Origin of the sequence: Pedobacter sp. Bi27, assembly GCF_918698255.1 — a bacterium.
Classification (GTDB): domain Bacteria; phylum Bacteroidota; class Bacteroidia; order Sphingobacteriales; family Sphingobacteriaceae; genus Pedobacter.
The window spans coordinates 91,890-116,688 of record NZ_CAKKMW010000006.1 but is presented as its reverse complement, the minus strand read 5'-3'; the positions used below and the strand labels follow the sequence as shown (position 1 = coordinate 116,688).

Sequence of the window (24,799 nt, the reverse complement as noted above, 5' to 3'; positions counted from 1 at the left end):
ATTAAGCAGCGAAGAAATCTTCAACCTCATGAAACAATTTATCACCGAAGTAATCGGCGAAGAATTTGTTGAAGAAATGGATATCACCCCTGAAAGTTCTTTCACTAAAGATCTGGAAATGGATAGCATCGAAATTGTATCTTTTTCCGAAAAAATCAAAGCGCATTTTGGCGAACAGATCGATTTTACGGGCTGGTTATCTTCAATGGATTTAGATCAGCTGATCAACTTAAACTTAGGCATGATCATCTCTTATATCGAAGAATGCCAATCATAACGGTAAACGGCAAATCGGTTCACATTCAGGAGCTCAATAAAGAAGCTACTGAAACCATCGTCCTCGTTCACGGGATGTTCAGCAACCTGTCTGTCTATTATTTTAATATCGCGCCGCTATTGGCCACAAAATATCATGTGGTACTGTACGACTTAAAAAGTCATGGCATGAGCGAAAAGGCTTTGGAAGGGTACGACCTGGAGAGCATGACCAACGATCTGTTTGCATTAATGGAGGTTTTAAACCTTCAAAAAGTGCATTTAGGTGGTTATAGCTTCGGTGGATTAATTGCTTTAAAAATGGCCATCCGCTTTCCAGAACGCATTAACAAACTGGCAATAATTGAAGCACCAGATCCGAATGACGATAAAACAAGGGGAATTATTGATGAGTACAGTCGCGAATTTTTAGAACATTACGTTGAAAACTTCACTGATACCACAAAAGTGAAAATGGGTAAAAGGCAGATGGAGCGTAACCACCGCATGTACGAGTACCTTTTTTATCAAACTTCGATTAAAACCGACATGGAACTCGAAAAAGACTTTTTTGGCAGTCCTGCAATCGAAACCATAAAACAGTCTACCCTATTGTTGTATGGTACCGATTCCAATTGCCTTAATGCTGGTAAACATTTAGACGGAATGATTAAAAATGCCTCGTTAATTGCTATACCGGGAGATCATAATATCCCGATACAACAACCATTGGTAATCGCCGAAGCATTGTTAAACTTCTTTCAGGAAATATAAAATTAAACACACATGGCAAAATTTGTATTTGTTGTTCCTCCGCTAACTGGTCATATTAACCCTACGCTAAGTATGGGTACTGCCTTGCTTGAAAGAGGCCACCGTGTAGGATGGATTACTTTAGATGAATCATTAGGCGATAAACTTCCTGCCGGAGGCGAGTTGCTGTTGATCAGTTACAACCAAAACGACCAACAGAAAAAAGATTCAGAGAAATACCTCGATATCATCACCAAAAAGATTGTTTACGGTATCGATAGCATCAAATTTCTGTACGAGGAAGTATTGATTCCGCTTAACAGGCACAGTTATGATGGCATTGCCGAGTTACTCGATCAGTTTAAGCCAGATTTGGTGATCACAGATCATCAAATGTTTGCCGGTGCAATTGCCGCAAGCAATAAAAACTATCCTTATGTTACATCTGTTACCGCACCTGCAGCCATAAAAGTAATGGATGAACTGCCCAAAGTGCATGAATGGGAAGTAAATCAGATTGTAGCCCTGCAAAAAGAATTCGGCATAAATACCACAGATTCTATTGCCTGCTCTGATCTTGCCACTTTGGTATTTACCTCCAGAGATTTTTTTGGGGAGATGGATTTACCCGAGCATTTTAAATTTGTAGGGCCCGTTTTTAACCGCCGCAAAACTACAATTCCTTTCCACTGGGAGGCATTTCATACCAGCAAACCAAAAATACTGGTCAGCATTGGCACCACCTTCGATCATGAGCATAAAAAAGCATTTTTTGCCAAGGTAATCGAGGCTTTCGCTAATGAAGACTTACATGTAGTTGTCGTTTCAGATCCTGCTTTATTTGAGGAATGGCCAGCCAATTTTACGGTGCAGCACCAGGTACCACAATTGGAACTTTTGCCTCACCTTGATGCTGTGGTTTGCCATGGCGGACACAATACCGTTTGCGAAACCTTGATGAATGGCTTACCCATGGTCGTTATTCCAATAGCTTACGATCAAAGCCATGTAGCTGGGCGTGTTTTCAGGGTAGGTGCCGGAGAGCGTTTAAACTTTAACCGTTTTAAAGCCAATCACCTTAAAGAAGCGGTAAACAAAGTGCTGCAGAACGACAGTTACAAAATCGCTGCAGAACAAATTAAACAGTCCTTTATCGAAGCTGGCGGAACAGAAAGTGCCGCCGATTTATTGGAAGCCTTAAGCAACAAAACCTCAAACGTATTCATCAGTTAAATTATACATTATGTCAAAATTCCTTTTCGTTGTCCCGCCTTTTTTTGGCCATATCAGTCCAACTTTAAGTATTGGCGCAAGTTTATTGGCCCGCGGCCATGAAGTAAAATGGCTGGGTATTACCCCACTTGCACAGGTACATTTACCTGAAGGTGGCGAATTCATTTACCCTGAAGAAGATCTGACTGAGTATGCTGATGAAATACAACGCATTTTAAAACGTCAGGATGATGGCCCTGCGTGTTCTGGTCCGGAGGTGATGAAACTTGCCCTCGAAGAAACCTATGTTCCTTTTGCCAAAATGATGATGAAAGGGCTGAACAACTTTGTTGATGCCTGGAAACCCGATGTAATTATTAATGATTGCATAACCTTTGCCGGTGCATTAAGTGCACATTTAAAAGGCATACCATCGGTTACCACTACCCCGGTACCACCCGATGTGATGGGCGATACGGCTAACAGCGCACCGAAAATATTCGAATGGCAACAAAATTTAATTAAAGGTTTACAAAGAGAAGTAGGCATTTATAGCGATGATATTCACATCCATTCACATGAATTGAATATGGTTTTCACTTCACAGGCATTTGCAGGTTTTGAAGAAAAGCCACCACACATGCATTTTGTTGGTCCGGTAAAAGGCAGGCCAAATTTAGCCCCTTTTGATTGGGAACGTTTAAGTCAGGTCACCACACCTAAAGTTTTTGTTTCGTTGGGTACTTTGCTGGTTGATATTCGTAAAGAATTTTTCCAGAAACTGATCACTGCTTTCGAAAACCAGCCCGTAACAATCGTGGCGGCAACCAATCCTGATATTTTTGAAAAATGGCCTGATAATTTTATTGTAAACGGTTTTGTGCCACAATCAGAATTGATGCCACACATGGATGCGGTAATCTGTCATGGTGGGTTTAATACGGTAAACGATACCTTCACCAATGGTTTACCAATGTTGATTACGCCTATCGCCTACGATCATTTTCATACGGCTAAACTGATTGAGCAAGCAGGTTGCGGAGTAAACATCCGCTACAAAAGGTTACGCATCAGCGATTTAAGAGATACCGTTTTCGAGCTTTTAGAAAACCCGAAATACCGCCAGGCCGCACAAAAAATAAAAGAAACATTTATCGAAGCTGGTGGTAACGATAAGGCGGTGCAATTGTTGGAAGATTTTGCAAAAACAGCACAGGTTGTAGAAACCAACAGCTTGTAAACCTCGACCGTCATCTCGAGACCTTTCTCGGTCGACACCCTGAATTTATTTCAGGGTCTTAATAGCAGGAAAGATGCTGATCCCGAAGTTTCGGGACAGCATGACGAATCGACTAAATTAATCGCAAGCATGAAGGAACGCATCAACATAACTTTAAGAGTTGTCAACTTGCATAACCAGGTTACTAGAAAGTTGACAACTCAGAATAATAAAAAAAAATGAAGAGAAAACTGTTATTTGGCGAAAGGATGTTATACGGAGATGGAAACAGTCCGTTTAACATTGTAATACCTTTCAAAATCAGGGGAGAAATCAAGGAAGATGATTTAAAGTTTGCCTTATTCAAAATCCAAAAAAAACACCCTTGGTTAACCGCCGCAATACGTTTTGATGAAGGTAAAAGGCCTTGGTTTGTAACCAATCTTACCGAAAATTTTAGCATTCCAGTTCGCATTGTAGATAGATTAAACGATGAGCATTGGGAGGAGGAATCTACTTATGAATGGAAAACCGCTTTTGATGCCTCAATTGCACCACTTTGCCGCATTACATGGGTTAAAGGTAAAGCCGTATCCGAATTTTTGATGGTATATCACCATTGTCTTTGCGATGGCACTTCGGCACTTTCTATTTTAACAGAATTACTTCAGCTTTTAGATGACCCCGATGCCAATATTGGGAAAGAGATTCCTATTATGGATATAAAGGATGTGATTCCGAAAAAGGTATTAAACAGCTACCGCAACAGGGCCAAAAACGGATTAATCGGCAAAATTGCCACTTTAGCACTTTGGATTATCCCAATCAAAAAAGTAGCTGTAGAGCGAAAAAAAGATTTTATGCTCCGATGGAAATTCGATCAGGATTTCACTACACAGCTAATCCAGTTTTGTAAAGCCAATCAGTTCACCGTAAATACTTTGTTAAGCGCTGCTGTTTTAACGGCATTTAAAGCGGTGAGAAAAGAAAAAGCATTTAATAAAATATCATTACCGGTTGATATCCGGAACTTTAACCCGATTATTAAAAAAGACCACATTTTTGCCTTCGGATTAATGATTGTACTTTCTTTATTTCCTGAAAAAGACTTTTTAGACAACGTTAAAGCGCTACAAAAAGATGTGAACGATAAATCGGCCAAACTTAATCCTTACAGCTTGATGATGATGATGGAAGCTTGCCACCCTGCGTTAAACAACTTTACTAATTTCTTAAAATATGGAAAATCGAGTAATGATTGTATGTTTTCAAACCTGGGCAAAATAGACATCCATTACCAATATCGAAACTTCGAAGTAGAAACCATATTCAGCCCTTCGGTAATGGGCCCCTTAGGCAACACCACCACCATGATTGCCTCCACTTACCGTAATCAAATGGATTTTACCTTTGTGGCTAGCGAAGGTTATGTTCCTTTTGTAGAAGCAGAAGCCATAAAAGAAAAAGTAATAGCTATCCTTAAAGAACAGGTTGAAAAACCAATCGAGATTTTAACTGCAACTGCATGAAAAGAAGATTAATTTTAGGCGAAAGAATAATGCATGTAGATGCTAAAACACCGTTAAACTGTGTTTTTGGCGCCAAAATTTCGGGTAAAATGAGTGAAGAAAATTTGCACAAGGCACTGTTTAAAATCCAGCAGAAACATCCACTGCTGCAAATGAATATCGATGCTACAGGCAAAACACCATATTTTGTACGAAACGAAAACATCAGCAAAATACCCATTAGGATTGCTGATCGCCCAACAGATCAAAGCTGGTTGGCTCAATCAAAAATAGAGTGGTATAAACTTTTTGATGCCTCAAACGAGCCATTAGCCAGGTTAGTTTGGTTAAAAGGCGAAACCGAATCAGATCTTTTGCTCGTACTTCCACACTGTATTTGCGATGGAACGACAATTTTAAATTTAATGCGGGAGCTGATGACTTTGATTGATGATCCTGAACAAGATCTGGCTCCATATCCTTCATTTCTTTCTGTTCGCGACCTGTTACCAGAAGATTTTGTGATGAGTAAGTTGGGGCATTTTAAAGGGAAAATTTTTGCAGCGCTTGGCCGTTTGTTTTTCTTTTTTAAATCTACTTCAAACAATAATATAGACAGGAGCAATTACGCTGTTCATTGGAAAATCAGTGCAGAGGATACCAAAAACCTATTAATTAAGTGTAAGGAAGAAAACACAACTGTGCATGCCACCATCTGTATGGCCTTTATGGAAGCTTTTAAACATGTACAAGGCACTAAAGCCCATGGCAAAGTGATCTGTCCGGTTGATATCAGGCGGTTTGTAGAAGCCATAAAACAAGATACCATGTTTGCCTTTGCACCCATTGTAGAGTTAAAATTAGCGCAAGGCGAAAATGATTTCTGGACAAAAACCCGAACCTTAAAAACCGATCTGGAAGCAAAAGTAGCAGAAATGAAAGTCCACGACCTGTTAAACATGAGCGAGTATTTCCATTCATCAGTAAATAAAATGATCGGCTTTTTGAAAACAACCAAGGGCACGCACGATGTGACACTCAGCAATATGGGGCTTTTAAACATCCCGAAAGATTATCAGCACTTTTCTATTGAAACCATTTATAGTCCTACGGTTGCTTTCCCATGGAAAAATGCCAACACTTTAGTATGCAGCACTTTTAACGGACAGCTGGATTTCTCTTTTATGTCAAACGAATCATTCCTGAGGGAATTTGAAGCCTGGCAGATAAAAGAAAGAGTAATGGAACTGATTAAGGAAAATTTAAATGAACTGGTCAATGTCTGATAAAGTGGAATATGATGAGCAGGCAAAAGTGTCGAACTGGCGAAAGTTTGTGCGCAAAAACCTGCTGATACACCTTATCCCAAACACGGTATTGAATACTATAGTGCCATATTTTGCTTTTAAAGCGCAAAATTCGGTGCATTTATTTAGTGGAGAGCAAAATTTGGCCAGGTTTTTATTGCCGATGTCGTTGCTCCTGCCCTTTATGATTACCCTCGATATTTTAAAAAAAATAAAACTGCTGCAACACGCTGGCGCCATTAATTATAACATAGACGAAAAAATTACGGGTTATCCTTTTATATTGAAAAAAGCAGGTTTAAATGGCTTGTACAGCATTTTGGTGGTATTTGGATTGATGCTTGTACTGCACTTCTCCTTCCCTAAAAATCACGATTTCGGAATTACCCCATCTGCTGTATGTGCGGGATTGTTGGCTGGTTTATATTCCATTACCTTTTTTTATCTCGCCATTAGAAGGTTTAGGATCGATGCAGTAACGCAATATCATTTTGAAAACGGCTGTCATTCTGAACGCAGTGAAGAATCTGCCCAATAATGGGATTATTATTCAATGTATATATTAAATCCTTACACTGTTTGGTTACCCACCAAACACTAGAAAACCAATTTTGCCACGGAAGCGCAGAAACACGGAAACTCGACGTTGGAGTTCGTAAGTACTTTTTATACTTATGAACGTCAAATTGGTCTTCGGGGGTAGTTCTAGAATGCTATTCATGGTCTTTTTCGAATATAGCATTGTTATTTTACCATCTGAGAAATATAAGCGCATTTAAGTTTATAATCAATGACGATAATCTGAGGAGATTTAATCCTTTAAATCCTCCTATCATTATAAAATAAATTACCCTTCAGGACGACAGATCGGATAATTTTAAGTGTTTCATCGCTTAGAGATTCTTCGCTGCGCTCAGAATGACAGTACAACTACTCCAGCCAAACCATTTGTGTAAAAGCACCATTAGTGGCAATATCCCAAGCCTCTACCCTTACCCACTTACGCCCTTTTAAATTAACTGGCCAACTAAAATCCTTTTTCCCAAAAGCCTGTGTAGCATTCAAATTAATGCGGTTTCGATAAACCTTAGTTCCATCACCCGATACAATTTCGACAAAGCTTAAGGGGAATGTCCAGTCGAGGCGCATATTTATCTTTACTTTTCCGCTATTATCAACCTTCAAAGTTTCTCCTGCGCCCTTTCCATTAACATTAAAACTCGGGATCAATACCTCTCCTGTTGATACAAAAAACTTTCCTTTCCGCATTACATCTAAAACAGGTTGCCAACCATCTGCATAATTAGGTACCTTATCCAACTGCAAATAATTCACGTTTAAGTGTGCGTACATTTCATTTTGCTCAGTAATGGTAAAGATATCAGCCTCTGAGATAATGTGTTTTTTCAAACCCCAATTGGCCATATCATCCATCAGGTTCAATACCCGTTTACTTAAGGTTGGCAGCGAAAGATCTCCTGGAATGGCCTTCCAGGCTGCGCCCATAAAAGTCTCCGATTTAAAAAAGTCTTCCTCTTTATATTTGTCTGGATAACCTGTTGAAGCCTTTGTTCTGGCATGGGCAGTCCAGGCTAAGCCATGTTCTTGTTCCAATAGTTTAAGCATTTCTGCTTTATCATTAATGCGGTAAACCTTACCATATTTAGGATCGTTGGTTTCGAAAGGCTGATCGCTTTTTCTCGACATAATCCAATAAATTGGTTTAGGAAAAAATGCCAGCCAATGTCCACCATAAAAATTATTGGCTTCTTCTCCTGGTAACAATAAAAAATTTGGATCAGATAACCTTTTGGTTTGTTTAAACAAGGCATCCAATTCTTTTAAACGAACAGAATCGGGTCCTTTGGGGTGGCCTGGTCCGTGAAATTCGGCAAGCTTAATAATATTTAAACCCGCCTTTTTCAATACCTCAACAAATTCGGGCTTTTCCGGAACGGCTTTTCCGCTCAGCACTACGTCCGAAATAAACTCATTGTGGAAATGGCTAGCCATCGTTTTATAACCAGCCAAGGGCGCATAAGTATCATTGTGCGTAAACTTTTTAACTTCATCCAACGCTGCTCCTGCCTTCCCAGTGCTCAATAAACAGAAAAAATTAAGACGCTGTTGGGTATTTGGTGGTGCATTAAACCAAGGCACATAACGTTTATCGCCTAATGGATCCTGCCTGATCCCGATACCAAAGTCGGGGATTAAGTTTAAATAATTACTGCCTTTCCAGGTAAATTTAAGGTTAAAAGCTTCATCTAAGGGATAGAAATATTGATGCGGAGCAGGAAAAACGGCCAAACTTCCACCATTATTTTCGCCGATAACGGTGCGGTATTTTACTTCCAGGTTTTTACTTGGATCTGCTTGTGCTGCCTTTTCGCGCTGAAGGTTTCCTTTTACATCAGACCAGGCGATATTAGACCAGATATCTTTTTTGCTAAGCAATCCGGCATCGTATAAAATGGCTGTAGAATCTTTTGAGGTTGATACCACTGCAGCCACATTAAACAAAGGGCTTCCATTGTAAAGTGTTATTTCTAAAGCACCGCTAAAGTTTTCGCATTGAACTCCATTTATTCGCACTACAGTTTGCGAGCCCTTCGTAGAAACACTGGCTGCCCCTTTTTCGAATTTTACAACATTTGTGCTATATGGTCTGGTTGGAACCCGGTCGAAAAAAACATCCCAGCCCCCACTGTTTGGACTTAAAGTGCGTTTACCTATTCTCAGCACAAATCCAGGGTCGAGATGAGCCGCAACTTCTTTTAAGGCGCCTTGCTTACCTAACAGCAAACTTTTAAACAATGGTTTGGTACGGTCAAGATCTAAAATCATTTTACCTAAGGTTCCTTTACCAGCTGGCCAGGTGAGCACAAGTTCTTTTTGATTGGAAGAAACTGTTGTACCATTGGTTTTAAAGGCTTTTAGATTTACCTGGCTCTGCGCGCAAAATGCTGAAAAGCAAATGATCAATAATATAGAAATACTGTTTCTCATACAACTTAATCGTTTTAGTATAGATATAACGCAAGATAACAATTAAGTGCAAAACATAAAATATTCGCTAATCAGCAATACATTGCGTTCATTATTTATTTTTTAAGAAAAACATAATAACATTGCTTAACTTAAGTAAGAATTTTAAACCAAATATCTTGCATCCTATTCTCATCAGAAACAACGTTAAAATCCTTGGCGAAGGGAGCCAGGTAATTGTATTTGCCCATGGCTTTGGCTGTGCGCAAAGTTCCTGGAAATTTATTACAGATGCTTTTCTCCAATCCTACAAAGTAATACTATTTGATTATGTTGGATCTGGCGATTCAGACCTAAGCCAATACGACCAACGGAAATATGCTACACTCGAAGGATATGCCTGTGATGTAATCGATATTATAGAAGCGCTTGATTTAAACAATATTATTTTTGTTGGTCACTCGGTAAGCAGCATGATTGGCATGATTGCCGCATTACAGATGCCAGAAGCATTTAAAAAATTAGTTTTTATTGGTCCTTCGCCGAGGTACTTAAATGATCGTGATTATATAGGCGGATTTAATATTGAAGATATTGAAAACATATTTGAGCACATAGCAGATGATTATGTGGCCTGGAGCAAACAATTGGCTCCAGTAGTGATGAATAGTCCTTTAAAACCCGAATTAGCTGATTTTTTACAGGAATGTTTTGAGGCTACCGACCCAAGCGTGGCCCTGGCCTTTGCAATGGCTACTTTTAAGGCCGATTATAGAGACGATTTAAAGAATCTGGGCGTGCCAAGCCTTACCCTGCAAAGTTCGAACGATATTATGGCTCCTTTATCAGCCGGCGAATTTATCCATAAAAATACACCAGAGAATTTTTTGGTTGTAATGAAAGCCACAGGGCATTTTCCGCACATTAGCGAACCAGAAGAAACCATCAGGGAAATAAAAGACTTTATTGAAGATATCCCTTTAAAATCGGCATCTGATCACCTGTATGCCTCCTAATGATTTTTCGGCCAGCGATAAATTAAAAACCTTTCAGCAAAGAAAAAGCACCGCCATTGTTTTAAAAACACCTGTGCTTTTTCTTTAGCCTTTTTGCAGTTTATGGTAATCAGCCTACCCTTTACCGCAATGTCATTAAGTTAAGCATTTTAACCACAGATGAGTACAGATAAACACGGATTTCATATCTGTGTGCATGCCTTCCCATCTGTGGTTAAATAATTTTTTGCTGGTGTCGAATGGCACATTACCCATTACCCCAATGTCAATAAGTTAAGCATTTTTAACACAGATGAGCACAGATAAACACGTATTTTCATATCTGTGTGCATCCCTTCCCATCTGTGGTTAAATTATTTTTGCTGGTATCGAATGGCACATTACCCATTACCTCGATGTCATTAAGTTGAGCGTTTTTAACCACAGATAAACATGGATTTTCATATCTGTGTGCATCCCTTCCATCTGTGGTTAAATTATTTTTTGCTGGTGTCGAATGGCTTAACTTAATGAAATTGCCTGTTACTCTATACTAATCGACAGTTAAATTATCATCCTCAATAGCCTGTAAAGCGCGCGCTCAGTTTAGGGCCTAAACTCATTACATAAATGTTTAAAAGCATTTAGGTTATCACTGCAATTAAACTTCGCGTGGCTGGAGAATATTTTCGCGAATAAATAATGAACAAAATGAATAAAGTATATATTTGCAAAAACTATTCAAGTCTTCATCACGTATATACGCCCGTTCGTCTAGGATTTTCACCCATCCAATACCTAGATAATACCAAATTAGCTTAAAAAAACGTACATCCAGTTACAGCATCACCCCTAAAACAGAAAGAACAAAATGAACAAAATCAAAAAAATCTTCATTGCAGCATTAAGCTTGCTATGCATTTACAACGCTAAAGCACAATCTTTTAAAGAACCTGTTGGCTATAAACTCAAAAATGGCATGAACATCATCATATCAGAAAATGACAGGTCGCCAAAAGCATACTCAAGTTTTACGCTGGATAGCAAAGCTTTCGGCCATAAAAAAGATGGTGTGGTTGAATTATTAAATGCGGTATTAAACGAAAATGCAGGTAAAAACCCGAGTATTAGTTTCAACGACAATAGCGGCAAACTGGCTACACTAAATGCGGATCTTGATAAAGACCTGGCAATAATGGCTTCGGTAATTCAACATGCAAGCATCGACCAGAAAACTTTTAATACGGCTAAAGCTAAGTTAATTGCCAGTATAAAATTGCAGAATTACGATTATGACCAAACAGTAAATGAAAATTCGATCAATGCATTAACCTTGGAAGATGTTAAAAACTTTTACAGCCAGATCTCTCCAGAAAAAACATTTTTAACGATTGCCGGAGATGTTGAATTAAATACAGCCAAAGCCTCAGCTAAAAAAGCTTTTGGCAACTGGAACCCGACACAAGAACTTGCATTAACTGTGGCAAGGTAATATTAAAATTAAATTTGAGGCCCTTTGATTAGTTTCGAAGGGCCTTTTTTATGCCCAAAATGTTACAAGAGATTAGGCTTAAACCGCCTGTATTCAAGGAATCATTCAATATATTCGTTTTTAAATAAAATCATTGTTTCTGAAAAAACCGACAGATGAAAAAAATCTATACACTCCTACTTCTTGTTACCATAAGTTTACCGCTACAGGCACAAGTTGTGGTTAACCGAAATCAGGATATTGATAAAATGATTAAAGCTGTAAATCAGGATTCGCTAAAATCGTATATCAGTAAAATGGTTTCTTTCGGAACAAGAAATACGCTTAGTGATATTAAAAGTAAAACGAAAGGAATTGGAGCTGCCAGAAATTGGGTCGTAAATAAGTTTAATCAGTTTGCAAAGCAAAGTGATGGCAGGCTTACTGCATACCTGGATACCATTACATTTAAACCCGATGGCAAAAGAGTAGATCAGCCTACACTTTTGGGCAATGCTGTAGCTATATTAAAAGGCACTGATGCAAACGACAAACGTATTTATGTGGTGAGCGGACACCTCGATAGCCGGGTTACCGATGTAATGAACAGAACCAGTGATGCACCTGGAGCCAATGATGACGGCAGTGGTGTTGCGGGTGTAATTGAGGCTGCAAGAATTATGAGTCGATATAAATTTCCGGCCACCATAATTTTTGTAGCCGTAAGCGGTGAAGAACAATCGTTATTAGGCTCTGGTTTTATGGCTGCAAAAGCAAAAAAAGAAAACTGGAATGTAGATACCATGTTAAACAATGATATGATTGGCAGCAACAACAGTAGCGAAACGCAAATTATCGACAATACCAGGCTCCGTGTATTTAGTGAGGGTTTACCCAGCTTCGATCTGGATAAAAATGCGAAGAGCATCCGTCAGTTTGGTTTAGAAAACGATGGCAAAAGCCGTCAGTTGGCACGATACGTTAAAGAAATTGGCGAACGTTATGTAGATCAGTTAGAAGTTAAATTAATTTACAGGAACGATAGATTTCTCCGGGGTGGAGATCATACCCCATTCGTAGAAAATGGATTTACAGCGGTGCGCATAACTGAAATGAACGAGAACTTCGATCACCAGCACCAAGACCTTAGAACTGAGAAAGGCATTAAGTATGGCGACCTTCAGGAATTTATGGATTTCGAATATTTACGCAAAAATACAGGTGTAAATATTGCGGTTTTGGCCAATCTGGCCAAAGCTCCCTCAAGCCCTACAGAAGTAAAAGTTGATGTAAAAAACCTGAGCAACGCTACCTTTTTATACTGGAAAGCACCTGCTAATGGCACAGTAAAGGGCTATTATGTTTTAATGCGCGAAACCAGCAGTGCCGTTTGGGAAAAGAAATTTTTCACTTCTGCCACCGAATTACGATTACCTTATAGTAAAGACAATTATTTATTTGCGGTCCAAAGTATCGGAAATGACGACACTGAAAGCCTACCAGTAGTACCAGGCATTGGCAGATAAAACATTTAGAATTTTCCATTGTTTAAACTCAAATTTATAACATGAAATTTAAACCGGTAGCTTTTGTTATCAATATTGCCATCACATTGGGTGTTGGTGCCCTTGGTTCGTGGGCAACGCTTCAATCTGTTAAAACATGGTATCGTACAATAAACAAACCTTCTTTCAATCCACCTGACTGGCTTTTTGGACCTGTTTGGACTACACTTTATGTACTTATTGGCATTGCGGCTTATCTGGTATGGGTAAGGCGCGATAAAATTGTTCATTTTCCACGAACAGTGGCCATTTACCTCATTCAGTTAATTTTAAATTTAGCCTGGTCATTTATTTTCTTTTACCTGCACGAGATAGGTTTTGCCCTGTCCGAAATTATACTGTTGCTAATTATTATTGTAATTAATGGTTTAGTTTTCTATAAAATAAATAAATGGGCAGGACTGATTTTTATTCCTTATTTCCTTTGGGTAAGTTTCGCCACAATTTTAACTTATAACATTTTCATGTTGAACTAATTTAAAAGAAAACCCCTATTTTTAAGGGTGGTAACTTTTAAAAGATTTTTGCTGATCCTCTTCGTTCTGTGCTGTAACCAATTGCAGGCGCAAAAGGTAGGTCTTGTGTTTAGCGGTGGCGGTGCAAAAGGATTGGCGCACATTGGCACATTAAAGGCCTTGGAAGAAAATCACATCCCTATCGATTACATTACCGGTACATCGATGGGTGGCATAGTTGGCGCCATGTATGCCGCAGGTTATAGCCCGGCGGAGATAGAAAAAATTGCACGAAGCAACGACTTCCAAAATTGGGTAAATGGACGATACACCAGCGATTACACCTTTTTCTTTCAGAAAAATGCACCCAATGCCTCTATGCTTACCGCCAAAGTGGCTATTGATACGGGTTTTCATTTTAGCTTCCGTTCTAACCTCATTAACGATATTCCATTAAATTTTGCCTTTCTCGAGCTTTTCGCCCAGGCTTCAGCTGTTTCTAAAGACAATTTTGATAATCTTTTTGTTCCCTATCGGTGTATGGTTGCAGATGTGCTTTCGCAAAAAAGTATCACAGTAAGCAAGGGAAGTTTAGCAGAAGCAGTAAGGGCAACCATGACAGTTCCGATTATTTACCGGCCTATTAAACTGGATGGAAAATACGTTTTTGATGGGGGGCTTTACAATAATTTCCCTGCTGATGTAATGGAAAGAGACTTTAAACCTGATTATGTGATCGGCGCCAATGTTTCTTCAAAAACCTATAACGAATACCCTAAAAACATCGACGATCGTTTAATGAACCGCTTTTTGGTATACATGTTTCTATCCAAATCAGATTCTACCATGATCGGGAAAAACGGCGTGTACATCCAACCCAACCTGGCTACGTACAGCGTAACTAATTTTGCTCCTGTAGAAGAGCTGATCAAAAAAGGCTATGATGCAACAATAGCCGATATGCCAAGGATTAAAGCTTTAATCAGCAAAAGAGTGAGCGATGAAGAACTGGCACAAAGAAGGGAAAAATTTAATGCGAGAAAGCCAGATCTAAAGTTCAGCAACATCATCGTAACCGGTGTAAACAGTCAGCAGAAAAAATATGTAGAAAGGCTTTTCAAAAGCGATAAAGTTACTTTTAACCTGCAGGATATTAAACGTGGGTATTATAAACTGGTTGCCGACCAAACTTTCGAAACCGTATTTCCTAAAATTTCATATCAGGCAGCAACAGACAGTTATACTTTTGAGGTAGTGGCACAGCCGAAAAAGAGCTTTAAACTCGAATTAGGCGGCAATATATCTACAAGGCCCATCAGCAATGTTTTTTTGGGCGCCCAGTACAATTACCTCAACCGAAAATCGTATACCTTTGGAACCAGCTTTTACTCTGGCCGCTTTTACGAATCGGTACAGGTTAATGGCCGGGTAGATTACCCAACCAGACTTCCCTTGTTTCTGGCCGCGGAGTTAACCTATAATCACTGGAATTTTTATAATATCAGCCAGATATTTATCGAAAACCCACGCCCCATTTACATCGAACAATCTGACCGTAAGATTGACCTTATGATGGGAATGCCTTTAAATTACAATACCAAAATTGTACTTCATTCTACTTTTATAAATAATAACGATCGCTATAGCCCAAACAATACCTTTGCGGTAGGCGATCTGCTCGATCAAACTATTTTTAATGGGTTTAGGGGATCCTTAAATCTCGAAAAGAATTCGTTAAACCGGAAACAGTATGCCAGTAGAGGTCAAAGCTTTTCGCTAAGTTTCAATTACACCACAGGCCGCGAAAACTATAATCCCGGCAATATTTTCCGCACCACTCCAGGTTTTGTTAAAATCCCGGGCAGCAGTCATTTGCGCCAGTGGGGAAGCATAAAACTTACCCAGGAAAACTACTTTTTACACCTCAAAAAATACACATTGGGTTATATTGTGGAAGGCGTTTTCTCTAACCAGCCTTTATTTAGCAATTATTACGCTACGCTTTTAACTGCTCCGGCCTTTTATCCTTTGCAAGATAGCAGGTCATTATTCCTGGATAAATTCAGGGCCACAACCTATGCTGCCGGCGGAATAAAAAACATTTATAATGTTAAAAAAAATCTCGATTTTAGATTGGAAGGTTATTTATTTTTACCCCATAAGGAGTTTGAGCGGAATAATTTTCAGGATGTAGATTATGCCAAAGCCATCACAAAAATACGCTATGCAGGTACTGCAGGTTTAGTTTACCATTCACCGCTCGGCCCTGTAAGCCTAAGTTATAATTTATATAATGATGCAGTTAAAAGAAATGGTGTATTATTGCATATCGGTTATTTAATTTACAATAAACGTTCTATCGAATGAAACGAATCTTACTCTTGCTTTCGCTGTGTTTAACCGGGTTTTTCAGCCATGCACAAACCGCAGCAATCAATAATTTTCTGGTAAAAGAAAATTTGCTTAAAAACAATAAACTGGCCATAATAGCCGCCGATTCATTAAACAACCCCAACGAAAATATAAACGGAATCTATACCTTTAGCGTAAGTGGTTTTACACAGGTATTAAAATTTAACGATGGCATAGCGGTGTTACCTTTACCCATCGATAAATCTACCTTCGTTTACATCAAACATCAGAACGACTCTGGCACCCACAGTAAACTGGTGTATGTGTATAAAAAAGATACCGATTTAAGTCCGTATGCCATAAATAGTTTATGGCTTTTCATCATTCCAATTATACTGGTAATCATTGCCTTTGCCTTCCGCAAACTGATCATATTTGTGGTCATTGTTTTTCTGGTATTTGTGTATTTTAACCACAGTAATGGCTTAAACCTTTCTACCTTTTTCGAGAGCATATTCGATGGATTAAAAAACCTCGTCTGACGTTTTTGAATTAATTTTTCATCACGAATCGTCATTGCGAGGCTGGACAAGCGCGAGCCGAAGCAATCTCATGCTATAAATTCTCTTTCTTTTTAGAAAAGCAAGGCCTGTGGTGCTTCGGTTATACCAGTCCCGCCCTTTGCTTAATCCCGATAAAATTATAATAATAAAAAATCACCTCAAATCGGGATAACGCTGTCGGTCGGGTTTATTTTACCACGGATAGCAGTACTGTTGTAGCCCCCTAAGCCCGATCGAAGCGAGATGCCGATTATTTCAATCGGCAGAAGCGGGAGCGGGACTACAGAGAGCCAATAGCTTCTGCAATTGCCTTCCAATAAAAAATCTGAAGTTAAGATATGTTTATATGTTCTAAATAATGAAATTGTTATTGCGAGGCAGAACAAGCTTCATGCTCACGCTCGTTTCTAACGAGTGTGTAGATAACAAATCGTTTTTTAACGATTAACTCTATCTAATTCTTTTCTTTTTAGAAAAGCAAGGCCTGTGGTGCTTCGGTTATACCAGTCCCGTCCTTTGCTTAATCCCGATAAAATTTAAACGATAAAAAAAATCACCTCAAATCGGGATAACGCTGTCGGTCGGGTTTATTTTACCACGGATAGCAGTACTGTTGTAGCCCCCTAAGCCCGATCGAAGCGAGATGCCGATTATTTCAATCGGCAGAAGCGGGAGCGGGACTACAGAGAGCCAATAGCTTCTGCAATTGCCTTCCAATAAAAAATCTGAAGTTAAGATATGTTTTTATGTTCTAAATAATGAAATTGTTATTGCGAGGCAGAACAAGCTTCATGCTCACGCTCGTTTCTAACGAGTGTGTAGATAACAAATCGTTTTTAACGGTTCATTATTACTTTTTTACTAAAATTTTTAGTAAATTTGATTCATGGAAAATCTATTTTTAGTGTGTTTAGTCCCTCCCGTTTCTGTTGTAGAAGACATAGATGAGATTAGAACATACATTTCAGAGAAATTTAATGTGTATGAATCATTAAAACGTCCGGCACACATCACCTTATACCCTCCGGTAAAACTATCAGCTTACGATGCAGAAGAAAGATTTTTTGATGCTTTAGCAGATGCTTCATTCAGTGAGCCATTTACACAGGTACTCCGAAACTTCAATTCATTTCTGGAGCATACCTTTTATCTTGATGTTGAACAAAATGAGGGCTTAATGAGCCTGGAAAAACAGATTACTAAAGCTTTACAACCTTTAAAACTGATAGCGAAAAAAGAAAAATTCAATCCACATTTAACTTTAGCGTTTAGAGATGTAAAACCTCCCATTTTCAAACAGCTTTCTGCCGAGTTTAAAGACCGGAAATTTAAACGCGAGTTCCCGGTTTCATCCTTTTCTGTTTACAAACACATGGATAAAAGATGGCAACCCTTTAAAGAATTTTCATTTAAAGATCCGGATACCAAACCTAAAGCATTAAGCCTTTTCGGTTAATTTAGAATGGCATACCAATACCAAAGTTGTACTGTAGAAAACGATAGGTATCAGGCCCGTGTGTAGCGTTATAGCTATTTTTAAAATCTCTTGCCCCAGATAAAAATTTGCTGATTACCCACTGGTCTGATCCGATAAACTGAGGATCTTTAAGTTTTAGCCCCACATCAAACCTGAAAACAAAATACTGAACATCGTACCTTAAACCAACACCTGTACCAATAGCAATTTGCTTAGCCAATTTACTAAGTTTAAACACGGTCAGTTCATCCAACTCAGGGTATTCAAGTGTAATCGACTCCCCTCTGCGGATATTCCAGATATTACCGGCATCAACAAACGCAGCTCCTTTCAAAGTAGCACCGAAAAATTTCCGGGCAAGTGTAAACCGATACTCAAAATTAGTTTCTATCCGTAAAGTACCCAATTGATCTAGCCCAAAAACAGCTTTCCGTACTTCATCGCTGGCAAGTACCTGTCTATTATAATTACCCGGACCAATTGTTCTGGCTTGCCAAGCCCTTAAGCCGTTAGATCCACCGGCGAAAAATTGCTTTTCGAAAGGAATACCTGTTAAAATTGAATTACCATAAGCGTAGGCTAATCCGGTGTTTAAACGGGCAACAAATTGCCGCTCACCACCCAAATGTTTATACCACCTAATATCTACCTCTGGCCTGGTGTACTGGTTAAAAGGCAAGCCTAATATCTTTGCCGGGTCGTTGTTTGCCGGATCATGCTTTGAACCTGTTAGCTTAGATATGCCTTGCAACATATTACCTGCAATATCCATCCCTGCTCTTAAATAAACAAAAGTTCTCAGTTGGTTTAACTTATCCGCATTCAAGGTGTAGGTATATTTCATACCCAGAGTTAAATCTTTACGATCTAGTAGTGAAGAATAATAAAGGTTGTTAAAGCGGGTAATTGCATCCACTTTTGATGTATCGAGGTTGCCAAAACGATACTCAAAATTTAATGGGGTAAAAGAGTGCAGCTTAGATTTGGTTTCAAACCAATCATAAGTAATGGAGTTGATAAAAATCCTCCTTACCGAAACATCTTTTTGTAAGGCATAAATGTAACTGGTTGCAAAAGTAGTGTGCGGCATTCCGTTTCCACCTAAAACAGGGTTATAAAAAGGGATCATCAATCTAGGTACCGAAATACTCGCACTGATTGAAAAATCGCGCTGATAAATATCACTAAAAACCTTGGCACCGTTACCTATCCGCGATTGCAAACCACCTTTTACCTGGAGTTCGAATCGTTCTGCCCCTCTAAAAATATTGTTATTTGTATAGGTATTTCCGATGGTAAACCCAACGGTACCACCATTAAACGGAACTTCGCCCTCCACGCGGTTACTCATTACCTTTTGGGGGGTGAGCAAAATGATTGCATTGATTTTATTTGAGGTACTGTCCCTTCTGAAATAATCGATCTTTACGTTTTTGAAAACATTTAGCTCATATAAGCGATCGTAGGTAAGATTTTCATTCCGGATGTCATAAAGATCACCTTGCTTCAGAAAATCGTAACGAACGATCGGATTACGCCTGTAGCGCTTAGAGAAATCGGTATAAATAATCCCGTTCAAAGTATCTTTGCTTAATTTATACCTTGCCGAATCGGGCAAGCCATCAGGATTTGGCGCAATTAACAAATGTGTGTAACCAATATTAAACTGTTTATGCGGGCCATTTGCAGGATCTGTTACATTAAGATTCAAATCTATTTTGTTAGTCTTAGAGCTGGGTTCAGCACCATATACATCGAAATTTACATAAGGCCTTAAGAAATAGAAATATCCATTTTCTTTCATAATGCGATAAATCTGCTCTCTTTCATAAGTTAAAGAGTCTTCATCGTACTGCATTCCCTTGTGTAAATGGGATATTTTAGCCTTATTCGATTCGTAAAGGTTCCTGATATTTGCATTTGGGATCGAATCAGAAATTTTCTCAATAAAATAAGCAGGCCCGGGTTTTGCACTGAATACAATTTCGGCCTTTTTATCTGCAATCTTGATGGCAGAAGTTACTTCGGCCTGGCGGTAACCCTTACTTTTTAAAAACTTCTGTATCTGTGTTCTGGAAATTTCGACCAATGTACTATCTAAAATAGCAGGTGGTGTACCAAATGGTTTAATATCGCTTGTTTTATATCGACCATCTTTTGTATTGAACAAATTGTACAAAGGCACATTGATACTCAGCTTAGATGCCGGCCTGATATCTTTCTGAACATAATTGTAAGCCTGTTCTTCAAATTTAGCATCAACACTATCAATAGTTACCTTTTTCACTATCGATTGATAGTCGGCAATGTATTTAGTTGACGAGCAGGCCTGAATTAAAACAATAATAAATAGTAATATTGCAGTGCTTTTCAGTTTAATATTTATTGAGTTTTGGTATGCTTTCAAAATCACAGATTAGTTTTATAAAGTCGTTACATCAAAAAAAATACCGTAAAGAACATGGTTTATTTATTGTTGAAGGTATAAAATCCATAAAAGAATTTTTTCAGTCAAGCTACCAGATCCATACTATATTTTACAACAGCGAACAATACAATTTGTTACCCAAATTGCCTGCAAATATAAACTTATTTGAAGTAAAGAACGCCGAATTAGATAAGATTAGTACGCTGCAAACGCCACAAGGCTTTTTAGCGCTCATTCATATCCCAAAAAACAGAGAATTAGCGTTAACAGCGCTAAAAAATCAGTTCACTCTGGTTTTAGATGGCGTTCAGGATCCAGGTAACATGGGTACCATTATCCGAACGGCAGATTGGTTTGGCTTTAAAAACATCATCTGTTCTGCCGACTGTGTAGAAGTATTCAATCCAAAAACCGTACAGGCCACAATGGGTTCTTTGGCGCGGGTAAATATTTATGAAGCAGATCTGCCAGCCTTGCTAGCGGAAAATACCATCCCTGTATTTGGGGCATTGTTAGATGGCGAATCGATTTACAAAACGCAATGGGGAGCTGAAGGATTGGTGATTTTGGGCAATGAAGGAAAGGGAATATCGGCAGAAGTGATCAAAAAAATAAATAAACCGGTAACCATTCCGAGAATTGGCGAGGCCGAATCGTTAAACGTGGCAGTAAGTGCGGCAATCTTTTGTGCTGAGTTAGTGCGAGTTCGAAATTAAATTAAGATATTATTTGCGGGCTAACTAATAATTGCTATTTTTGCAGCCTTGAATTTAAGGGTCGAGTGGCCGAGTGGCTAGGCAGAGGTCTGCAAAACCTTCTACAGCGGTTCGAATCCGCTCTCGACCTCCATTTGTACAAATAAAATAATTAAAAGGTTATTACCATGGCAGTTACCAGATTAAAAAGAAAAGACAGAAGAAATAAAAATACAGCTCACCAAGAGGTAGCATTTTTAAAGAGAGCAACCAACATCGAGTTGGGAAGCCGCTCTGCCCAACCTAAAAACGATCAATTAGCTAAAAACAATGCTGTTTTAGCTGCTTTGGCAAAATAGTTTTTAGAAATTTCTTCTTAAAGAATTTAAAGCATCCTTCTGATCAAAGGATGCTTTTTTTATGCCGTTTTTTTTATCTTCAAATAAATTTAACACTCTAAATATGAATACTAAAAAAAATTTATCGCTTTTAATTATCGCTTTGTTGGGTTCGCTAGTTGCAGAAGCTCAATACTCTAAAGAAAACGTAGAAACCAACCTAAATTCGTTTTCAACTATTAATGGACAATGGATGGCAGTTAATCCAGCAAACAATACACTTGGGTCCAATTTTTACCACGGGTTAAATTTTGGATTTGACAGCAATAACTATGTGAGTATTACCAATCCAATTTCTACAAACGAACTTTATTTCGGTCGTTGGGATTATTCATGGAAAAATTGGAACAGGATTTGGCATTCAGGGAATCTGAACAATACAAATACTGATTTTAGTGCCAAAGCATTGGATTGTTCCAAATTACTTTTAAATATCCCAGGCGGTACAGATCAAATTAATGGATTAACGATTGATGTAGCATCTTTTGGGACTAATGAAAATGCTGTAAGAAGTTCATTTTTCAAAGTTAGGGATATTGGTGCAGGCAATAATATTCCTTTTATTATACGGGGCGATGGAAATGTTGGTATCGGTGTTAGCAACCCAAATGTAAAACTAGATGTAAGCGGAACAATCAGGGCTCAAGAAGTAAAAGTATGCATAAACCAAGGCTGCGATTTTGTTTTCAATGATGATTATAAATTAATGAAACTAGAAGACCTGGAGAAGTTTGTAACAACAAAACAACATCTCCCTGAAGTTGCTTCAGAAAAAGAATGATTAACGATGGATTAAATATGAAGGACTTTCAGCTGAAACTTTTGCAAAAAATGGAAGAAATGACACTCTATGTAATTGATCTTAACAAAAAAATAGAAAGCCAAAATCAAAAAATAAAATCTCTTCAATCAAAACTGAAACACCAAAAGTAAATTAATGTACCAACCTATTTATAACTTCCCGTTAAATCAATTCTAGACATTAAGTCTTAAGAAAACCCTTAACTTTATTCGATTTTTATGGAGAACGCATGAATCTTACAGAAACTCTTTCAAAACTAGAATCGCTCGGCGAAGAGAAAGTCCGCGCCATGCACATTAAGAACGGTGCCAGAGAAAATATTTTTGGCGTTAAAATGGGCGACATCAGGGCAATAGCCAAAAAGATCAAAACCGATCATGAGCTTGCACTTCAACTCTGGGAAACTGAAAATATTGATGCCCGATTGCTGGCCATCTTAATCCTTAAACCAAAAGCGCTGTCTGCAGAACAGATTGAGCAAATGGTAGCTTCAGAAAATTTTACCTGGGCAGCTGATTGGTTTTACAATTACATTGTTAAAGAATACCCTGATAAGGAACAATTCAGGGAGAAGTGGATGAATTCGGGAAATATTATGCTGGCCCGCGCAGGCTGGAGCTTAACCAGCGGACGTATAACCAGGGCACCTGAAGGAATAGACATCCCAGCAATTCTCGATCGGATTGAAAAAGAAATGCCTAAAGCAGCACCAGAAATCCAATGGACGATGAATACCGCATTGGCTCAGATTGGCATCAACCATCCTGATTATAGAGAAAGAGCCTTAGCCATCGGCGAAAAACTTGGCATTTACCGCGATTATCCTGTTTCTAAAGGCTGTACTTCTCCGTTTGCACCAATCTGGATTAATGAAATGGTAAGCCGGCAGAAATAAGTTATTTAGCCCGTAACGCAATATGTTTTCGATTAGTAAAGGTTTCGATAGGCTATCAATGGCAGATACCAATAGAGTGGCCGTCTTTCCCGGGCAGCCCCTCGTGTGGACACATCTTTTGTTAATTCTATATTTGTTTTTAGTGCACATTAATTAAGGCGGTCGTCATGCTGAACTTGTTTCAGCATCTTTCATGCAAGATAGACCCTGAAATAAATTCAGGGTGACGACTGGATTTAAACCAGCTCTTTACAGATGCTTTTGATCAACCCTGGTCCTTCATATATAAAACCAGTATACAATTGAACCAAACATGCGCCGGCATCTAATTTTTCTTTGGCATCTTTTGCCGAATGAATACCACCTACCCCGATAATTGGAAATGCTTTGTTCGATTTCTCCGAAAGATAACGGATTACTTCAGTGGAGCGCTCTTTAACAGGTTTACCGCTTAAACCACCTGTTTGCGTAGTCAAGTCTTTTTCTGTAGCCAGATTTTCTCTGCTAATGGTTGTATTGGTGGCAATAATACCAGCAATTTTGGTTTCTGCAACAATCTCAATAATATCATCCAGCTGCGCATCCGTTAAATCAGGTGCAATTTTCAATAAGATCGGACGTGAAATATCGTTTTTACGATTTCGTTGCTGTAAGGTATTGAGGATTTTTTTTAACGGTTCTTTTTCCTGCAGCTCGCGTAAACCCGGGGTATTGGGCGAACTTACATTCACCACAAAATAATCCACCACATCAAAAAGACGGTCGAAACATTTAATATAGTCGTTTACTGCGTCTTCATTTGGTGTAGCCTTGTTTTTACCGATGTTTCCACCAACTACAATATCAGGATGTTTATCTTTTAGCAAACGCAAACGTTCAGCCATTACATCTACGCCCTTATTGTTAAAACCCATCCGGTTAATTAAAGCTTCATCACTAGGTAAACGGAACATACGGGGTTTATCATTTCCGGGCTGTGGCATTGGCGTTACCGTACCCACTTCGATAAATCCGAAGCCTAAATTGCTAAGCGGCTCTACATATTCGCCATTTTTATCAAATCCGGCGGCTAAACCAACAGGATTTCTAAATTTTATGCCGAAAACCTCACGTTCTAAACCTTTAATGTGAACATCAAAGCTGCTACGGATAATAGTTTTACCTAGTGGAAATTTATCATTAAACCATTTTAACCGCTTAACTACAAAATAATGTACGTTTTCGGGGTCAAATTTGAAGAATATTGGTTTAATAAGGCGATACATGGCACGAAGATAAGAACTTAATACTAATTATGAAAAAAGGTTAATTGGTTCATTAGTTCAATAGCCATTCGTTCATTTGTCTAAGTGTCTAAATCCAACCCTGCTCCTAACGTTGTTCATGGTCAATGGTTTTTATGCCTATGATCGATAACCTAGCAAGCTTGTTGACCATGAACCATCAACCCCTAGGCAATCT

Annotated in this window: 21 protein-coding genes and 1 tRNA gene; 19 read left to right on the top strand and 3 right to left on the bottom strand. The window is 38.7% G+C overall.

The genetic code is table 11. The features are described from left to right. Positions 1-28: 28 nt before the first annotated feature. The 7 genes from LQ227_RS19740 to LQ227_RS19710 all read left to right on the top strand — a co-directional run bounded on the left by LQ227_RS19740 (position 29) and on the right by LQ227_RS19710 (position 6,792). Positions 29-277: a phosphopantetheine-binding protein gene (locus LQ227_RS19740; RefSeq protein ID WP_225876570.1), complete on the top strand. Its 249-nt coding sequence runs from the start codon at positions 29-31 to the stop codon at positions 275-277. After that, positions 265-1,029: an alpha/beta fold hydrolase gene (locus LQ227_RS19735; protein ID WP_230150668.1), complete on the top strand. Its 765-nt coding sequence runs from the start codon at positions 265-267 to the stop codon at positions 1,027-1,029. The genes LQ227_RS19740 and LQ227_RS19735 overlap by 13 nt, the downstream gene beginning before the upstream one ends. Positions 1,030-1,041: 12 nt before the next feature. After that, the gene (locus tag LQ227_RS19730) at positions 1,042-2,241 is read left to right on the top strand and encodes a glycosyltransferase (RefSeq protein ID WP_230150666.1); all 1,200 of its coding nucleotides are present in this window, start codon (positions 1,042-1,044) and stop codon (positions 2,239-2,241) included. Between the two features lie 10 nt (positions 2,242-2,251). Beyond that, positions 2,252-3,460 carry a glycosyltransferase gene (locus tag LQ227_RS19725; protein WP_230150664.1) on the top strand — a complete coding sequence of 403 codons (1,209 nt, stop codon included), beginning with the start codon at positions 2,252-2,254 and terminating at the stop codon, positions 3,458-3,460. Between the two features lie 218 nt (positions 3,461-3,678). After that, on the top strand, positions 3,679-4,968 hold the full coding sequence (locus tag LQ227_RS19720) for a condensation domain-containing protein (RefSeq protein ID WP_230144904.1): 1,290 nt from the start codon (positions 3,679-3,681) through the stop codon (positions 4,966-4,968). After that, positions 4,965-6,233, top strand: a complete 1,269-nt coding sequence (locus LQ227_RS19715) for a hypothetical protein (protein ID WP_230150662.1) — start codon at positions 4,965-4,967, stop codon at positions 6,231-6,233. The genes LQ227_RS19720 and LQ227_RS19715 overlap by 4 nt, the downstream gene beginning before the upstream one ends. Continuing rightward, positions 6,226-6,792: a hypothetical protein gene (locus LQ227_RS19710; RefSeq protein WP_230144902.1), complete on the top strand. Its 567-nt coding sequence runs from the start codon at positions 6,226-6,228 to the stop codon at positions 6,790-6,792. Before LQ227_RS19715 ends, LQ227_RS19710 begins: the two co-directional genes overlap by 8 nt. Positions 6,793-7,184: 392 nt before the next feature. Here LQ227_RS19710 and LQ227_RS19705 read toward each other — a convergent pair whose 3' ends face one another. Then, positions 7,185-9,263: a hypothetical protein gene (locus LQ227_RS19705; RefSeq protein ID WP_230150660.1), complete on the bottom strand. Its 2,079-nt coding sequence runs from the start codon at positions 9,261-9,263 to the stop codon at positions 7,185-7,187. A gap of 158 nt (positions 9,264-9,421) precedes the next feature. Here LQ227_RS19705 and LQ227_RS19700 point away from each other — a divergent pair, with 158 nt between their 5' ends. The 7 genes from LQ227_RS19700 to LQ227_RS19670 all read left to right on the top strand — a co-directional run bounded on the left by LQ227_RS19700 (position 9,422) and on the right by LQ227_RS19670 (position 18,099). Next, positions 9,422-10,258, top strand: coding sequence for an alpha/beta fold hydrolase (locus LQ227_RS19700; protein ID WP_230144900.1), 837 nt, complete (start codon positions 9,422-9,424; stop codon positions 10,256-10,258). Positions 10,259-11,108: 850 nt separating this feature from the next. Next, positions 11,109-11,729 (top strand): hypothetical protein, encoded by a 621-nt coding sequence (locus LQ227_RS19695; protein WP_230150658.1) that lies wholly within the window; start codon positions 11,109-11,111, stop codon positions 11,727-11,729. Between the two features lie 155 nt (positions 11,730-11,884). Further along, positions 11,885-13,234 (top strand): M28 family metallopeptidase, encoded by a 1,350-nt coding sequence (locus tag LQ227_RS19690; RefSeq protein ID WP_230150656.1) that lies wholly within the window; start codon positions 11,885-11,887, stop codon positions 13,232-13,234. Positions 13,235-13,275: 41 nt separating this feature from the next. Continuing rightward, positions 13,276-13,749, top strand: a complete 474-nt coding sequence (locus LQ227_RS19685; protein ID WP_230150654.1) for a TspO/MBR family protein — start codon at positions 13,276-13,278, stop codon at positions 13,747-13,749. Between the two features lie 48 nt (positions 13,750-13,797). Then, entirely contained in the window at positions 13,798-16,095 is a 2,298-nt protein-coding gene (locus tag LQ227_RS19680; RefSeq protein ID WP_230150652.1) for a patatin-like phospholipase family protein, read from the top strand. Beyond that, complete coding sequence (locus LQ227_RS19675; protein ID WP_057933568.1) at positions 16,092-16,622, top strand: hypothetical protein; 531 nt, start codon at positions 16,092-16,094, stop codon at positions 16,620-16,622. Before LQ227_RS19680 ends, LQ227_RS19675 begins: the two co-directional genes overlap by 4 nt. 907 nt (positions 16,623-17,529) lie before the next feature. Then, positions 17,530-18,099 (top strand): 2'-5' RNA ligase family protein, encoded by a 570-nt coding sequence (locus tag LQ227_RS19670; RefSeq protein ID WP_230150650.1) that lies wholly within the window; start codon positions 17,530-17,532, stop codon positions 18,097-18,099. Between the two features lies 1 nt (position 18,100). On the opposite strand, the gene LQ227_RS19665 is transcribed toward LQ227_RS19670, so the two are convergent. Further along, positions 18,101-20,533, bottom strand: a complete 2,433-nt coding sequence (locus tag LQ227_RS19665; protein WP_230144893.1) for a BamA/TamA family outer membrane protein — start codon at positions 20,531-20,533, stop codon at positions 18,101-18,103. Between LQ227_RS19665 and LQ227_RS19660 the strand changes: the two genes are divergently transcribed. The 5 genes from LQ227_RS19660 (at position 20,518) to LQ227_RS19640 (ending at position 23,338) form a co-directional block, all read left to right on the top strand. Beyond that, positions 20,518-21,264 (top strand): RNA methyltransferase, encoded by a 747-nt coding sequence (locus tag LQ227_RS19660; protein ID WP_230150648.1) that lies wholly within the window; start codon positions 20,518-20,520, stop codon positions 21,262-21,264. The genes LQ227_RS19665 and LQ227_RS19660 overlap by 16 nt on opposite strands. A 59-nt stretch (positions 21,265-21,323) precedes the next feature. Beyond that, positions 21,324-21,397, top strand: a tRNA-Cys gene (locus LQ227_RS19655). A gap of 34 nt (positions 21,398-21,431) precedes the next feature. After that, positions 21,432-21,602 carry a hypothetical protein gene (locus LQ227_RS19650; RefSeq protein WP_029275070.1) on the top strand — a complete coding sequence of 57 codons (171 nt, stop codon included), beginning with the start codon at positions 21,432-21,434 and terminating at the stop codon, positions 21,600-21,602. A 103-nt stretch (positions 21,603-21,705) separates the two neighbouring features. Beyond that, entirely contained in the window at positions 21,706-22,422 is a 717-nt protein-coding gene (locus LQ227_RS19645; protein WP_230150647.1) for a hypothetical protein, read from the top strand. Between the two features lie 250 nt (positions 22,423-22,672). Beyond that, on the top strand, positions 22,673-23,338 hold the full coding sequence (locus LQ227_RS19640; protein WP_230150646.1) for a DNA alkylation repair protein: 666 nt from the start codon (positions 22,673-22,675) through the stop codon (positions 23,336-23,338). A gap of 236 nt (positions 23,339-23,574) precedes the next feature. Here the strand turns inward: LQ227_RS19640 and LQ227_RS19635 are convergent, their stop codons facing one another. Beyond that, on the bottom strand, positions 23,575-24,603 hold the full coding sequence (locus tag LQ227_RS19635) for a quinone-dependent dihydroorotate dehydrogenase (protein ID WP_230144890.1): 1,029 nt from the start codon (positions 24,601-24,603) through the stop codon (positions 23,575-23,577). Positions 24,604-24,799 lie beyond the last annotated feature (196 nt).

What these genes read in the sequence shown, in the direction of transcription:
- LQ227_RS19650 (WP_029275070.1), top strand. Translation starts at nt 21,432, where the DNA reads ATGGCAGTTACCAGATTAAAAAGAAAAGACAGAAGAAATAAAAATACA.
- LQ227_RS19710 (WP_230144902.1), top strand. Translation starts at nt 6,226, where the DNA reads ATGTCTGATAAAGTGGAATATGATGAGCAGGCAAAAGTGTCGAACTGG.
- LQ227_RS19635 (WP_230144890.1), bottom strand. Translation starts at nt 24,603, where the DNA reads ATGTATCGCCTTATTAAACCAATATTCTTCAAATTTGACCCCGAAAAC.
- LQ227_RS19690 (WP_230150656.1), top strand. Translation starts at nt 11,885, where the DNA reads ATGAAAAAAATCTATACACTCCTACTTCTTGTTACCATAAGTTTACCG.
- LQ227_RS19685 (WP_230150654.1), top strand. Translation starts at nt 13,276, where the DNA reads ATGAAATTTAAACCGGTAGCTTTTGTTATCAATATTGCCATCACATTG.
- LQ227_RS19695 (WP_230150658.1), top strand. Translation starts at nt 11,109, where the DNA reads ATGAACAAAATCAAAAAAATCTTCATTGCAGCATTAAGCTTGCTATGC.
- LQ227_RS19735 (WP_230150668.1), top strand. Translation starts at nt 265, where the DNA reads ATGCCAATCATAACGGTAAACGGCAAATCGGTTCACATTCAGGAGCTC.
- LQ227_RS19730 (WP_230150666.1), top strand. Translation starts at nt 1,042, where the DNA reads ATGGCAAAATTTGTATTTGTTGTTCCTCCGCTAACTGGTCATATTAAC.
- LQ227_RS19705 (WP_230150660.1), bottom strand. Translation starts at nt 9,263, where the DNA reads ATGAGAAACAGTATTTCTATATTATTGATCATTTGCTTTTCAGCATTT.
- LQ227_RS19670 (WP_230150650.1), top strand. Translation starts at nt 17,530, where the DNA reads ATGGAAAATCTATTTTTAGTGTGTTTAGTCCCTCCCGTTTCTGTTGTA.
- LQ227_RS19715 (WP_230150662.1), top strand. Translation starts at nt 4,965, where the DNA reads ATGAAAAGAAGATTAATTTTAGGCGAAAGAATAATGCATGTAGATGCT.
- LQ227_RS19720 (WP_230144904.1), top strand. Translation starts at nt 3,679, where the DNA reads ATGAAGAGAAAACTGTTATTTGGCGAAAGGATGTTATACGGAGATGGA.
- LQ227_RS19645 (WP_230150647.1), top strand. Translation starts at nt 21,706, where the DNA reads ATGAATACTAAAAAAAATTTATCGCTTTTAATTATCGCTTTGTTGGGT.
- LQ227_RS19640 (WP_230150646.1), top strand. Translation starts at nt 22,673, where the DNA reads ATGAATCTTACAGAAACTCTTTCAAAACTAGAATCGCTCGGCGAAGAG.
- LQ227_RS19660 (WP_230150648.1), top strand. Translation starts at nt 20,518, where the DNA reads ATGCTTTCAAAATCACAGATTAGTTTTATAAAGTCGTTACATCAAAAA.
- LQ227_RS19725 (WP_230150664.1), top strand. Translation starts at nt 2,252, where the DNA reads ATGTCAAAATTCCTTTTCGTTGTCCCGCCTTTTTTTGGCCATATCAGT.
- LQ227_RS19675 (WP_057933568.1), top strand. Translation starts at nt 16,092, where the DNA reads ATGAAACGAATCTTACTCTTGCTTTCGCTGTGTTTAACCGGGTTTTTC.
- LQ227_RS19740 (WP_225876570.1), top strand. Translation starts at nt 29, where the DNA reads ATGAAACAATTTATCACCGAAGTAATCGGCGAAGAATTTGTTGAAGAA.